Source organism: Zhongshania sp., assembly GCF_047636175.1.
Lineage (GTDB): Bacteria > Pseudomonadota > Gammaproteobacteria > Pseudomonadales > Spongiibacteraceae > Spongiibacter.
In genome coordinates, this window is the sequence record NZ_JBLIKC010000004.1 from 1 (window position 1) to 13,343 (window position 13,343).

12 protein-coding genes are annotated in these 13,343 nt (G+C 45.2%); 7 read left to right on the forward strand and 5 right to left on the reverse strand.

Annotated elements, in window-relative coordinates; all coding sequences use genetic code 11:
- From ACI955_RS02915 to ACI955_RS02925, 3 genes are all read left to right on the forward strand, one after another.
- Positions 1-563: ATP-binding cassette domain-containing protein (locus ACI955_RS02915; protein ID WP_415242239.1), on the forward strand; the 563-nt coding region annotated here is incomplete at its 5' end.
- Positions 564-979: 416 nt separating this feature from the next.
- On the forward strand, positions 980-1,627 hold the full coding sequence (locus tag ACI955_RS02920; protein ID WP_415242240.1) for an alternative oxidase: 648 nt from the start codon (positions 980-982) through the stop codon (positions 1,625-1,627).
- A gap of 329 nt (positions 1,628-1,956) precedes the next feature.
- The gene (locus tag ACI955_RS02925; protein ID WP_415242241.1) at positions 1,957-2,442 is read left to right on the forward strand and encodes an acyl-CoA thioesterase; all 486 of its coding nucleotides are present in this window, start codon (positions 1,957-1,959) and stop codon (positions 2,440-2,442) included.
- A gap of 1,233 nt (positions 2,443-3,675) precedes the next feature.
- Here ACI955_RS02925 and ACI955_RS02930 read toward each other — a convergent pair.
- On the reverse strand, positions 3,676-4,152 hold the full coding sequence (locus ACI955_RS02930; protein WP_415242242.1) for a nuclear transport factor 2 family protein: 477 nt from the start codon (positions 4,150-4,152) through the stop codon (positions 3,676-3,678).
- 309 nt (positions 4,153-4,461) lie between these two features.
- Positions 4,462-4,983 (reverse strand): GNAT family N-acetyltransferase, encoded by a 522-nt coding sequence (locus tag ACI955_RS02935; RefSeq protein ID WP_415242243.1) that lies wholly within the window; start codon positions 4,981-4,983, stop codon positions 4,462-4,464.
- A 324-nt stretch (positions 4,984-5,307) separates the two neighbouring features.
- On the opposite strand from ACI955_RS02935, the gene ACI955_RS02940 reads away from it, so the two are divergent.
- Positions 5,308-5,610 carry a tyrosine-type recombinase/integrase gene (locus ACI955_RS02940; protein ID WP_415242244.1) on the forward strand — a complete coding sequence of 101 codons (303 nt, stop codon included), beginning with the start codon at positions 5,308-5,310 and terminating at the stop codon, positions 5,608-5,610.
- A 469-nt stretch (positions 5,611-6,079) separates the two neighbouring features.
- Here the strand turns inward: ACI955_RS02940 and ACI955_RS02945 are convergent, their stop codons facing one another.
- The 3 genes from ACI955_RS02945 to ACI955_RS02955 all read right to left on the reverse strand — a co-directional run bounded on the left by ACI955_RS02945 (position 6,080) and on the right by ACI955_RS02955 (position 9,126).
- Positions 6,080-7,639, reverse strand: a complete 1,560-nt coding sequence (locus tag ACI955_RS02945) for a CotH kinase family protein (protein ID WP_415242245.1) — start codon at positions 7,637-7,639, stop codon at positions 6,080-6,082.
- Between the two features lie 470 nt (positions 7,640-8,109).
- A complete protein-coding gene (locus ACI955_RS02950; protein ID WP_415242246.1) occupies positions 8,110-8,289 on the reverse strand; it encodes a DDE-type integrase/transposase/recombinase in 180 nt (59 codons plus the stop codon).
- Positions 8,290-8,883: 594 nt separating this feature from the next.
- Positions 8,884-9,126 carry a nuclear transport factor 2 family protein gene (locus ACI955_RS02955; RefSeq protein WP_415242377.1) on the reverse strand — a complete coding sequence of 81 codons (243 nt, stop codon included), beginning with the start codon at positions 9,124-9,126 and terminating at the stop codon, positions 8,884-8,886.
- Positions 9,127-10,311: 1,185 nt separating this feature from the next.
- On the opposite strand from ACI955_RS02955, the gene ACI955_RS02960 reads away from it, so the two are divergent.
- The 3 genes from ACI955_RS02960 (at position 10,312) to ACI955_RS02970 (ending at position 13,220) form a co-directional block, all read left to right on the forward strand.
- The gene (locus tag ACI955_RS02960) at positions 10,312-10,692 is read left to right on the forward strand and encodes a cytochrome P450 (protein ID WP_415242247.1); all 381 of its coding nucleotides are present in this window, start codon (positions 10,312-10,314) and stop codon (positions 10,690-10,692) included.
- A 159-nt stretch (positions 10,693-10,851) separates the two neighbouring features.
- Positions 10,852-11,751, forward strand: a complete 900-nt coding sequence (locus tag ACI955_RS02965) for an NAD(P)-dependent oxidoreductase (RefSeq protein ID WP_415242248.1) — start codon at positions 10,852-10,854, stop codon at positions 11,749-11,751.
- The gene (locus ACI955_RS02970; protein WP_415242249.1) at positions 11,748-13,220 is read left to right on the forward strand and encodes an aldehyde dehydrogenase family protein; all 1,473 of its coding nucleotides are present in this window, start codon (positions 11,748-11,750) and stop codon (positions 13,218-13,220) included. The genes ACI955_RS02965 and ACI955_RS02970 overlap by 4 nt, the downstream gene beginning before the upstream one ends.
- The last annotated feature ends 123 nt before the right edge of the window (positions 13,221-13,343 follow it).

Here is a 13,343-nt window from a genome sequence, read left to right on the forward strand (position 1 = left end):
AATTGTCTGGTGGCATGCAACAGCGCGTTGGTATCGCTCGGGCACTGGCCTCTAACTCACCGATCATGCTGATGGATGAGGCCTTTTCGGCGCTGGATCCACTGATACGGTCAGACATGCAAGACCTACTTCTAGAGCTTCAGGATGAGCTGCAAAAGACCATCGTTTTCATCACCCACGATCTGGATGAGTCACTGAAACTGGCAGACCACCTGGTCATACTTAAAGAAGGTTATATTGTTCAACAGGGTGAACCGCAAGAAATACTGATGCACCCGAACGATCCATATATCGTCAACTTTATCAGCGACATCAATCGTGCCCGGGTACTGCGGGTTCGGTCCATCATGAAGAACACCACAGAAGTACCTGACAACGTGGCCGGCGATATCAGTGAAAGAGATAACCTAGAATCGGTGATTGCGCTGTCTGGAGGGGATACCAGCCTCACCTATCGCGTGGTACGCAAAGGTAAGCAGGTCGGGGTTCTGGAAGTCCAAGACCTGTTCACGGCTCTGGTGCCGACTGAAAGCCCGGAAGATGACACCCGCTCGCATTATTGAAAGAACTAAAAACGGGATAGGTCTGGTCTTCAGAATCAAACCTCCCAAGCTCCAGCGTAGCCATGTTGAGTCGTTTTCGTTAATCGAGGTTAACCGCATCATCCAATCTGCCCGCGAAGATAATCGTCACTATTATGCGATGCGCTTTTACTCGGGCGTACGTACCGGCGGAATCGATCGGCTTAGCTGAGAGCTAGTTGATTGTAAACGCGGCCTGATCACTACCAAAGAAACCTTGGTTTAAAGCACGACCGTAGACACTAATATGGTGCGGAACTTGAAAGCCTCAGGCTTTAGTTTGTTGGCGTATGTGATCTGAGCGTATGGTAAATGTCGTATCACCCGTCCACGACAAGCTCTTGAATGAGCAGCGATCTGGCTCAAATTCTAGCATTTTCATTTTGGACATCGTTGATATGAACGAAACATCTGAATATTTTTTATCCGCCGACAACAACGACCCGCTGGGTAAACATCACACTCCTTCCGGCATTTCTGACCGCGTGGCATTTCGCTTAACCAGAATGTTGCGCTTTTTAGCAGACCTTTTTTTTGCCAAGCGCTATGGCCATCGTGCAGTGGTATTGGAAACCGTCGCCGCAGTGCCTGGAATGGTTGCTGGAATGGTGCGGCACATGCGTTCACTCCGTCGGATGGAAGACGACCGAGCAACGATTCGCACACTGCTGGAGGAGGCCGAGAACGAACGTATGCATTTGATGACGTTTGTCGAAATTTCACGACCCAGTGCCTTTGAGCGTCTCTTAATTTTGCTTGCCCAAGGTATTTTTTTCACCAGCTTTTTAATTCTTTATGTTGTTTCTGGCCGCACTGCACATCGCCTAGTAGGGTATTTCGAGGAAGAGGCAGTATATAGCTATGGCGAATATCTAGCCGAGGTGGACAGCGGTCGCTTGGAAAATGTCGCTGCTCCGAAAATTGCAATTGATTATTGGCAATTACCTGCTAACGCAAGGCTGCGTGATGTCATCTTAGTGATCAGACAAGATGAAGCGGGTCATCGAGATGTTAATCATCGATTAGCTAATAGCTATGATGTTTGAACACGGTATTTACTAATGACAAGTTAGTTACCGCAATTGAAGAAATTCCGGTTAGGCCTTCTTAGACAGCCACTGCCTTCACTCAAGATGTAAAAACCTGTAGCCGGAAATGCCAGTAAGTTTCTACTGACACTGAGGTGTGCCCTAGATTAATTGAAATGCACACAGTTGCATGGGCACTTAAAAAAGCGTTTAGTCTGCGACTTCTGCCGACTTGCATTCAAGCATATCGATTGATTTCTCGATAACACCAAAAGAAAAGCACATTAATGAAATCGTAGATATTTCATTCTACATATACACTGAAATGCTCGATAACAGAGAACGCTATGGAACCCGGATCGGCAACATTGACAATGACTGTTTTGATGACGCCGGATGTTGCCAACTTTTCCGGCAATGTGCACGGTGGAACCTTGCTTAAGCATCTTGATGAGGTGGCTTACGCCTGCGCCAGCCGATATGCAGGTGCTTATGTTGTTACTATTTCTGTCGACCAGGTTATGTTTCTTCAACCCGTTCATGTAGGTGAACTGGTGACCTTTCTAGCCAGCGTTAACTATACCGGGCGCACGTCCATGGAGGTCGGCATTAAGGTGGTCACGGAGAATATCCGTGAAAAGCTGGTCAGGCACACCAATAGCTGCTTTTTCACGATGGTGGCAGTTGATGACAATGGGAAGCCCGTAGAAGTGCCCAAAATGGTACCCGTTACTGATGTTCAAATCAGGCGATTTGCAAACGGCCAGGAACGCCGTGAGATTCGTAGTGAGTTAGCGGAGCGCTATAAGGCACTTCGTCGCTCAGGCAAATAGCCGCACTCGCTGGACAAATTTTGGCCATCATTGAAAATGAGTTAGAAAAAGACCGCTGACTTGTTGATGCTAAACTCAATATGAAACTTGAGTATAGCCTTCGTTACACGGCTGAAATTTAACGAGGCAGCCATATTAATTTTTTGCTTTCTGCCACTATTTGCTTGGCTATCAACTAGCTGAAAAAGCCAAAACAGCTCACTAAATAGTTTCTGTATCTAACAAATTCAGATATGGCAAGGATGCTGACGAGTTAAACGTCTGAAAAGCCTAGCTTGATAGTGAATACTTACAAACACCATCGATTCCTTCCCAATAAAATCAACTACGCCGCCTAAATTTATTATAAATTTAATCTCAGCCACCGGGATATCAAAGATTTATTCGCTGAACGTGGCATCAAGGTTAGCGACAAATCAATCAGACTAGGGTGCATCAAGTTTGGGAATCTCTTCGCACAGCGATTAAGATGCGGGCACCAAGCTTATGAAGATCTCGTTTTTCTTAATGGAATTTTATGAAAATTAGCAGCAAATAACATTGTCTATGGCGAGCGGTTGATCAAGGGCGCGAGTGATGTGACAGTTCAAATCCGTCAATCATGCTCAGTGCTCCGTAAAAATCTATGATCCGATTTCCAAGCTGTTCAATTTCGGACGATATTTAGTGTCGGCCGACACACCATCGTGACCTCAGGAATGGTGCGTTCATACTTGCAAAAAAATAGTTATCTAGACCCGATAATAAAATCACTTACATCTGACAAAGTTAAGTTATCAGAAACAATAACTGCTCAACAAACCACCTTAATAAACATGCAGATCTTATCCGTAAATGACTGTGTCTTTTCTGCAGTAAATCTATAGTTATGTTTTTAAAAAAACCATTGTTAACCCCCCTCTTACTGGCTTTTACCAAGAATTTAGGACTATATATTTAATATTTAGACTTCCTGAGGGTAGCGCCATACGGCGTAGTCGAGGCAAAGCCTCGGGTTGGATTTGGCCAGCGTATGTAGTGGCCATACATTGCACGCAGTGAGAATCTCGATATTGCTAGCCTAGAGCCTTAGAATTAGAGGATTCTTAAGGAAATTGTATTGGCCGTCCGTCGTTGTACGCATTTTCCCTGGCTGGGATCAGACTGCAGATCCCTGGGATCTGCAGTGGAGCCCGCAGACCTAAATAAGCCGCGGGCGTTAGATAAGAATTAAGTTCCTGCCGCAATAACGACTTAAGTCATCTCTGCGTCAAGTATCGGCTTCTCGAAGTAGAGATAGTCGTTCTTCATGCGACAGATTTTCCAGCCCTCCGTGTCCCGCCGGTAACTTTCGAAGTACTGGACGCCAATACGACGCGAAGGCGCATCCGACACGGCCAAGGTAGAGACCTCAACAGTCCAACGGCCGTTAGCGCTGTTGTCATTGATAATATCTATCAGCGGATTGGCGCCGACGGGTATCTGCCGCAACAAGTCATCATTTTCCATCAATTTTGTGAAGAAATCGCGAATATTGTCGCGCCCACTCAAAGTGATATTGAAACCGTACTCCAACTCGGCGTCGTTACTAAAACAGTTCACCAAAGCGTCCACATTCTTGTCGAGAATACTGTACCAGTAGGTATGACGCAGGTCCTTAATGGCTTCTCGGTGTTGTAACGTTGAAACAAGGGCCTCGAGGCTGCTCAACCTGGCATCCAGATCTGACATAGGATTTCTCTTTTATTATTGATACGGTGTTGAAATGCGTCATACACACTAGCGAAACCAAGGCTAAAAGTCAGTAATTCAGTCAAAAAACTTTCGGACATTAAGCTCTGTCATAATCTCTAAGTTGCTCGCCTAAATCCATCTCGCTATGGCGTTGGTGTGATGTCAAAATCCGCATATAAACTGCAGGACAAAAATCTTTATAAGCGCGACGGATTGAATCCAAGCACTAAGCTGAAAAAGATAGTTGGCTAAAATGATGACCAGAGCGAAAACAACCAACGATATTTTTGCGGTTTGAAGGTCTTGCTAGCTATTTACAGGATTGTTAGGTGTTTTAAGAAGCAACTGATACATTCCCAAATCAAGCCAGCGATTGAATTTGAATGCAGCTTCTCTAACAGTGCCTACATGAGTAAAGCCCAATTTCTCATGAAGGATAACACTGCTAATATTAGTAATATCTATACCACCAATCATGGTGTGGTACTCCTGTTGCTTCGCCGCAGCAATTAATTTTTTCAGAAGCGATAGACCATGACCTTTCCCTCTGTGATCTTTATGAATATAAACAGAGTGTTCCACTGAGTATTTATATGCTTGCCATGCCCTAAAGGTGCCATAAGTGGCAAACCCGATTAATTTTCTTTCGTTATTTACTACGCCAACAACAGGGAAATTTCCTATTTCTTTGTGTTGAAACCAGTTAACCATACTTTCGATTGTGCGCGCATCATAGTCATAGATAGCAGTCGAGTTAATGATCGCCTCATTTAATATTTCAAGTATTGCGCATGCGTGTTCCTCATATGTACAGGTTATAAATTTCATCGAATTCTCCATGAAGGCTAACAGTAAATTCAAATGCCTTGCGCTTTATAACTACTGCACATAGCAAGTCCAAGCTTTAAGGTGGTTAAGCAGGATAATTCTATTTCAGTCAGGGTGGCAGTAAGCCTGAAATGATTTTTTCCATTTGCGTGCATCCTGTATTTGACGTGGCATCCCTTAGTGCTGAGCTTAATCACGTCTCAATAAAAATCAAATTTCTTAGATGAGTTCCACTAAAATCAGGGAGCTCAACGCTGCTGAATACCGGTTTAACAGCTTTAATATTGCCTACTGAATATATGATCCGTATTGAGAGGTGTTGTTATGAATGACATCAGGCACCATACGCCAGAACGTCCCGCAGCTTTTATTTACCACTTGCGGCGCGATATTCGTCATGCTGGACGAGCAGCGGTAACTAGGAAGCATGAGCGAGCCAAAAGCTTTAGACATAGCTTTACAACACATCTTTTGGAAGCCGGTTGCGATTTGCGTACCATTGAGGCATTGTTTGGGCATTCTGACATTTCCATAGCGGAAATTTATACTCATATTGTAAATCGCGGAGGAAAAGGCGTTTTAAGCTCGACCGATCGCCTATCTTCGAGCAGTTGCGTTGAAGATTAGAAATTCAGCAACTGACCGCTAATGCGACGCCGGAGACTTTCGTAATAGCTTTTCATGCCGCATATACTGGTCTGGTCTGGTCTGGTCTGGTCTGGTCTGGTCTGGTCTGGTCTGGTAATAAGTGGACCGTCAAAAATGCGTATTTTGATGAATACCTTAAGTTTTTATACAGCTTCACCGCCTTACTCACCGGAAAACTGGGAGCGCAGCGAGTAGTTTTTGCGAGTACAGCAACTTGTTAAGCGCCTGGTTTAGTTTTACCAGGTTTTCTTGGATCTGTATCAATGAAAGAGTCTCCAGCTTTCAATTTTACGACTAAGGCGCTCCCCATTAATGCAGACGCTAATTAGCCTGCGCTCAAGGCTGTTCATTTTTAACGTGCCCTTTAGAGATATATTTTAGATTACTTCAGTTGTATCTGACAAATTAATGCAAGACAGAACTTATCTCGATACGTAATATTGACCTGCTAAAGATTTTTCAAAGCGCTATCTAACCAAGTCATTCTTTGTGAATACCACGTTTTTAGATAAGTCACTTCTTCATTATAAGTATCAAACACGACGGGGTTTGGCCACACATATTCACCCAAGGTTCCCCACTTACTGTCATTCTCTTGTTGTGCCAGGTTTAACTTGATGGCGTAAGCATCAATCTTACCCATAATGAGGTTTTGGTTGCTTTTAAAGTATATAAAGCGGGCTTTAATTTTTTCGACGAAGACATCGTCCTCAAATAATCTCGAAATCCATTTATGGTCTTTTATCCAAAAGCCATCGAAATACTGGGGGTCAGAATAATTTATATTTCCAAAAGATAAATCAAAATCCCATAATGGCCCCATCTTGATTTTTTCACCTGGCACGAGGGTAAAATAGATGCTGCTGAAATTTCGAGAATCAATATTCTTGGTAATCTCACTGATTAGATACCAATCAATAAAACTATCAACGTCTATATATTTGGCATAACCACTGGTGGGGTCGGCAAAATTTGAAGCAAATAACGCAGCTTCAAATTCATTGATGTGTGTTTTAATGTAGGTGTATTGCTCATCATCTTGATCTAGACTGGGCTCTTTTATTACCACTTTTTGAAATTTATTCGTACTGAAGTACACATCATCTGAGCCGGCACGCCCATCTATTTCAAGTAAAAAACCATTATCACCAATATCCACTCGATTACTGCCTTCTTCCACCTTTTCAGTAATGTTATAGGTACCGTTATATTTGTCGTTAATATACACCTCGGCAAAAGTACTTTTAGGTGTCCACTCGAGGTTACTCAAATATCCCATCTCAAAAGCGATGGTGTTTCTCAACATGGTTTTATCAGAATATTCGGCCAAAAATATCCACTTCTTTTTGGATGGCATATCTAAAAATGTCGACTCGTCATCAAGCTTCATTTGAAAAGGCTTTTTCGGGTGAGTCCAAGTCGAATTACCTCGCCCTCGAATTTTCATAACGGCGGCAGGTACGTCTGCAAAGTTACGTCCGCCTTTAATAGTCACAATGCCTTCAATGTAATCTTCTTTTGAGTCAATGGCATCATTATCAGATGTCGTTAAATAAATGATAGGCAACCCAGTAAAAGCTACAACATCTACAGAATAACTTTGTTCACGTCCGTCCGACATCATAACAGTGTAAGACTGCACATCACTAAAGTCCTGCTCCGATACACCATTTATCTGAGCGGTATCATTAACAATTAATAAAATACCATTATGTTGAACTGTCGCGATCATGCTTTGCCAATTTGCTGTGGCTGGGAATTTTCCAATAATAGTATTGCCAGATATTGATAAACTTAGATCTGAACTAAGACTGGGATTATTCTTCGTTAAAAAGGAGAATTGGCTAATTCTTGGTTGGACAATTACTGACGAACCAGAGCCACCACAGGCGAGCAAAGATAAACTAAATAAAACCACAATAAAGGGTTGTAAAAATTTACGGCACATAAGAAAAATTCTTCCGCATAAAAAATATTTATCAGTAAGCTTCATTATCTGTGCTTTCATAGGGTTTTATTCAGACGGCTTGCGCCACATATCACTTTGACCCCTTTGTTAAAGTCGGGGCTACAGCATGAATTAAAAAATACAAGGGAACTCAATAAGATGTATGCCTCGCCGATAGCGAGCGACGATCAAATGACGACTAGTTCCCTTTATCTCTGCCAAATATTCTTTTCCCTTGATCATATCGCCTATTTTATAAATTTCAATAAGATAAGTGATTCACCAATATCTTAATGGCACGTACTCTCTTGTTCACATTTCTCGTCGATGCAGAAACATTGACTGACCACAAATGTGTGCGGTTTAAAATGGTCAACGCAACGCTCTAATCTGACGAACCCATTTATACATGGTAGATTTATCCACACACATCGCTTCTGCAGCATCTCGAACAGAGCCCTCCCGATTAACAATCAGCTAGGTACTGACAAGTTGACTTTCTGAGTTGCGTTGAATGACACTGCGCCAACTCAGGCAACTGCCCTTCTCAATTCCTGATGAGCAACACCGTAGCTCCGCAATTTATCTGTCAAAAACTTCCTCGGTCCCTCGCCATGGCGCTTCAATAATTTGCGAAAAAGGCGCTTAGCTATCTCTCCATCTCTTTTTACCTGAAGGTAGACATCGACAACTTCGCCGTCTTGATCCACGGCTCGCCAAAGCTACTGCCGTTTCCCATTGATAGATATAAAAACTTCGTCAATGTAGACCGTATCACCATAGCCCCGGTGATTCCGTCGTAATCGGCGTGCGTAAATAGCGCCGAATTTGATGCACCAGAGCCGGATAGCCTCACGACTAACAATGCCCAGCGCATCAGCCAGTAAATCCTCTATATCATGGTGATTCAAATTGCAGCGATGATAAAGCCATATTGCATAAGCAATTATATCGCGGGGAAATCGGTGGCGCTTGTATATATTCATACCCCTACATCAGCAGAAACTGTGAATTAACTTGGCAATACCTTTTCGCGGGCTAGGGTCAGACTTTGAAGTGTCGAGGTCTGCAGCGAAGCCCACGGGCCTAAATAAACCGCGGGCGTTAGCTCCGAATGTAGTCCGTGCCGCAATGACTTCTTAAGTCATCTCCGCATCAAATATCGGCTTCTCGAAGTAGAGAGAGTCGTTCTTCATGTGGCAGATTTTCCAGCCCTCCATGTCCCGCCGGTAACTCTCGAACTATTGGACGCCAATACGATGCGAAGGCGCATCCGACACGGCCATGGTAGAGACCTCAACAGTTCAACGGCCGTTAGCGCTATTGTCATTGATAAATTCTATCAGCGGATTGGCGCCGACGGGTATCTGCCGAAAAAAGTTATCATTTTCCATCAATTTCGTGAAGAAATCACGAATATTGTCGCGCCCACTCAAAGTGATATTGAAACCGTACTCCAACTCGGCGTCGTCACTAAAACAGTCCACCAAAGCGTCCACATTCTTGTCGAGAATACTGTACCAGTAGGTATGACGTAGGTCCTTAATGGCTTCTCGGTGTTTAACGTTGAAACAAGGGCTTCGAGGCTTCTCACCCTAGCATCCAGATCAGACATAGGTTTTCTCTTTTGTTATTGATACGGTGTTGAAATGGGTCATATACACTGGCGAAACTAAGGGTAACAGCCAGTGGTTTAGTCAAAAAAATTTCGAGCATTAAGCTCTGCCATAATCTTTAAGTTGCCCGCTTAAATCGATCTCTCTCTGGCGTTGGTGTGATGTCAAAATTTGCATGTAAACTGCAGGACTCAAATCTTTATAGGCGCTATTGATTGAATCCCAGCACATTAGCAGTCAGTCGCTTGTTAGCTTAACCATTAACAACATCGGTTTTCTCGTCATGAAATTCGTCCTTTTAATACTCGTTTTGCGCCGTCCTGCGGTGTGAATAGTAGAGCCATGCCTATTAATACCTAGGACCGGCACTCGCTAATAGCGAAGCCTCCATCTCATTGAATTTCCTTATTTTTTAAATCAATGCTGGAGTCTTTTCTTTGATAAGAGGACCAAAGTAATATACGGCGCAAGTCGTCAGGGCATTAATTTAACCGCATTTGATCGATTATAAGCGCTAGAGATCTGTCCGCTTTTTCCACGCCTTCAATCCATTTGAACAATACCGCCGTTCCAATTACCTCATTGGGGACCTACTTAACGCATTGAAACTAATAAAACATACGTTATGATCTGAGAAAGGAATATCTGGCCGAATATAAGGATGGCTATCTTCCTACAGAGGATTATCAACTCATTAGTTTGGGCGTACACAAGTGAAAACACTCGGACGTGGGTAAGCTGTCACTTTTTTGTTACAAAAAATCTCCCACCGCACGCAAACAGGTGTTTGAGGTGCCAGCCAGCCAAGATCATGCCATAAAGGCCATCAGCAGAAGTGAACAGTATTGAATTGAGAAGAGGTGGCAACACCAATCAAGACTATGCCTTAGAGCTTCGATTGCTTTTATCAAAAAAATGTTGTCGTTGAAGTGATTTGACGCTGTATCGAAAGCAGAGGGTGTTAGGCCTGTTCATTAAGGTGATCTTCGATATCCATTTTATTAGCTGTAAATCGCGATTTTCTTGAGATTTGCAGCTAATAAATCATAATTAATGCACCCGTATAAAAAAATCAATTGAATGCCTGTGGGTTGCAGGAAACAGAAGTACCAAATCATGAACTCAGTGGACTCGGGCAGCTCATTCTACGAGAAGCAGACCACGTTTGATTTGAACAATATTGTGCGTGAACTGTTGGTGGCCAATCCTTCGCTTGTTGCCGATGCCTGGGAAGTGACATTACGCTTTGACGGCTCCACTCAGCTGATTGACCGAACGGTTATGCAAGACCCTGAGGTTCTAGGTAAAAAATCTGAGAAAGGTGACGGCGTAGGACTGTGCATTATTGCCGCCAGCCAGGATAAAGGTCATTATGAAAACGCTGACAGCCACGACGTTAGCCGAGGAGCGCGCGACCACATCGCTTTTTGTCTGGGTTTGCATTCCTGTCTCGGCGCGGCACTAGCCAAACTAGAAGCGCGTATATGTTTCGAATGAATTCTGAAAGTGATGCCTGAGTATGAGCGGAATATTGCCGCCTCAGATCGCACCCATAACTCCAATGTAGGCGGCTACACCACGCTGCCCGCAAGCTTTGCATCTGTTAATAACTGATTGGCAACAAACTCAATTTTAAATAATAAAAAGGACAAACTCATGACAATCGCAACGGGATATATTGGCCTAGGCAACATTGGCAAACCCATGTGCAGCAACCTCGTCAAAAACCGGAGCAAGAACGGGCTGCAGGTTTACGTCTACGACGTAATGGCCGACCCCATACAAGAAATGGTAGAGCTGGGCGCAATTGCTACTCAGAGTGGCCGAGAAATTGCCGAAAAATGTACGCTGATTGGCCTGTGTGTACGCAATGACGACGATATCGATAATCTCTTCTACGGCGATAACGGCATATTTGCCAACGCCACCAAAGGCACCATTATCGCCATTCACAGCACCGTCACCCGCGACAGCATTCTTCGCTGGGGCAAAGACGCTGAAAAATATAATGTTCACGTAATAGACGCGCCAATTACTGGTGGCGCTTCCGGCGCCGCAGACGGCAGCCTTTGCATTATGGTCGGTGGTGACGCCAGCGTAATAGAGCGCGCTAAACCTATGTTTGCCGGTACAAGTAAAGCCGTTGTTCACGCCGGTGACATCGGCGCAGGCGCTGTCTTAAAACTCGCCAACAATATGATCACCTATGCAGCCTTCACGGCTTGCAGCGAGGCCATCGCGCTGATCAAACACTCCGGGCTGGAGCCGGACCGCCTCTACGAAGTAGGCAAAGCTAACGGCGTTATCACACCCTCCGGCCAGCAGTTTATTTCTGGACGTGAAGCTTTACTGGCGGGTTGTACTCCCGAGCAAATGAACGAATTTTTTGGCCCCTTCGCGGGTTTGGGAGAAAAAGATCTGGATCACGCGCTAGACCTCGCGACACAGTTGAATATTGAACTACCTGCAACCCAAAAAGTTCGGGAAGGTATTCGTAAGACTTTTCTCGAGGGCGTCACATCAACATTAAACGCAAGTACAGGAGCACCGGTATGAACCATCAACAACCGAGCTATGGTGAACAGCGCCTATTTATCAATGGCGAACTGCGCTCGGCCCAAGGCGGTCGTGTTTACGATAACTTCAGCCCCAAAACCGAAGAGAAGGTAGGCGTTGCAGCCGATGCCAGCTTAGCCGATGCAGAAGCCGCCTTGGTTGCAGCACGTGAGGCCTTCGACAATACCGAGTGGTCACGCGATCACGCATTTAGGGCGAAATGCCTGCGTCAGTTTGTCGATGGTCTCAATAAGCACATTGATGAGTTGCGCGACGCAACCGCTGCCGAAACCGGCGCAACTCAGTTTTTTGTCAACGGCCCCCAGTGTGACGGCCCCGTTGCTATGGCCCGTTGGCCAATCGACTTTTTAGAGCAGTTTCAATGGGACCGCGAAATTGGTGAATACGACGTCATGGGCATTAAGAGCAAGCGCCTAGTCTTCAAGGAAGCTGCCGGTGTTGTCGCCGCCATTTCACCTTGGAATTTTCCTATTCAAATCAATCTGGCCAAGTGCGTTCCCGCTCTGGCAGCGGGTTGCACTGTGGTGCTTAAGTCAGCACCGGACACCCCCTGGACAGCGTCACTACTAGGCCGTATTGCAGCTGAAACTGAGATGCCAGCCGGCGTATTCAATGTGCTAACCGCTTCCGACCCAGCGGAAATTGGCAATTTCCTTAGCTGGGATCCACGTGTTGATGTCGTGTCGTTTACCGGCTCTACCGCCATTGGCAAGCACGTTATGCGTAATGCTACCGACACCGTCAAAAAGGTATTTCTTGAACTTGGCGGAAAATCAGCCATGGTGATATTGGAAGACGCCGATCTCAGCAGCGCCCTTTTTGGCGCCATTGCCGTGTGCGCACACTCCGGCCAAGGCTGCGCGATTACCACACGCTGCTTGGTCCCTCGTAGCAAACTTGCCGAAGCCGAAGCAACGCTAAAAACTATTTTTAACAGCATCACCATAGGCAGCGCAGACACCAGCGGTGAAATGGGCGGACCACTAATCAACAAGCGCCAATATGACCGCGTGCTCGCCTACATTGAAAAAGGAAAAGCCGAAGGTGCCAAATTAATTTGCGGTGGCGGCCGCCCAGCGCATCTCGACAAAGGCTACTTTGTCGAGCCCACTGTATTCAGCGAAGTCACCAACGACATGATCATTGCACGAGAAGAAATTTTTGGCCCGGTACTGGTCGTCATTCCTTACAACAACGAAGCCGATGCTCTGCGCATTGCCAACGATTCAGACTACGGCTTGTCGGGAGCGGTTTACGCGGCCACTGATGAACGCGCCATTGCATTTGCACGACGCGTACGCACCGGAACACTGAACATAAATGGTGGTAATTTCTTCGGCCCTGACGCGCCCTTTGGCGGCTACAAACAAAGTGGCATCGGCCGTGAAATGGGCTCAGAAGGCTTTGAAGAATATCTGGAAACGAAAACTTTGGGTGTTGCCGTCTAAGATGCCAACAGGATCCGACTGGCCGAGCAAGAATTTGACCCAGTCAATATTTACAAGGCGTTCAGCATGCGCGTCCAACGGCCAGAACAACAAGGTTAAACTGAGCCATATAGACCACCGATA

Bases quoted from the DNA above. Each gene is read 5' to 3' on its own strand.
- ACI955_RS02920 (WP_415242240.1), top strand. From the start codon at position 980: ATGAACGAAACATCTGAATATTTTTTATCCGCCGACAACAACGACCCG.
- ACI955_RS02925 (WP_415242241.1), top strand. From the start codon at position 1,957: ATGGAACCCGGATCGGCAACATTGACAATGACTGTTTTGATGACGCCG.
- ACI955_RS02930 (WP_415242242.1), bottom strand. From the start codon at position 4,152: ATGTCAGATCTGGATGCCAGGTTGAGCAGCCTCGAGGCCCTTGTTTCA.
- ACI955_RS02935 (WP_415242243.1), bottom strand. From the start codon at position 4,983: ATGAAATTTATAACCTGTACATATGAGGAACACGCATGCGCAATACTT.
- ACI955_RS02940 (WP_415242244.1), top strand. From the start codon at position 5,308: ATGAATGACATCAGGCACCATACGCCAGAACGTCCCGCAGCTTTTATT.
- ACI955_RS02945 (WP_415242245.1), bottom strand. From the start codon at position 7,639: ATGAAAGCACAGATAATGAAGCTTACTGATAAATATTTTTTATGCGGA.
- ACI955_RS02960 (WP_415242247.1), top strand. From the start codon at position 10,312: ATGAACTCAGTGGACTCGGGCAGCTCATTCTACGAGAAGCAGACCACG.
- ACI955_RS02965 (WP_415242248.1), top strand. From the start codon at position 10,852: ATGACAATCGCAACGGGATATATTGGCCTAGGCAACATTGGCAAACCC.
- ACI955_RS02970 (WP_415242249.1), top strand. From the start codon at position 11,748: ATGAACCATCAACAACCGAGCTATGGTGAACAGCGCCTATTTATCAAT.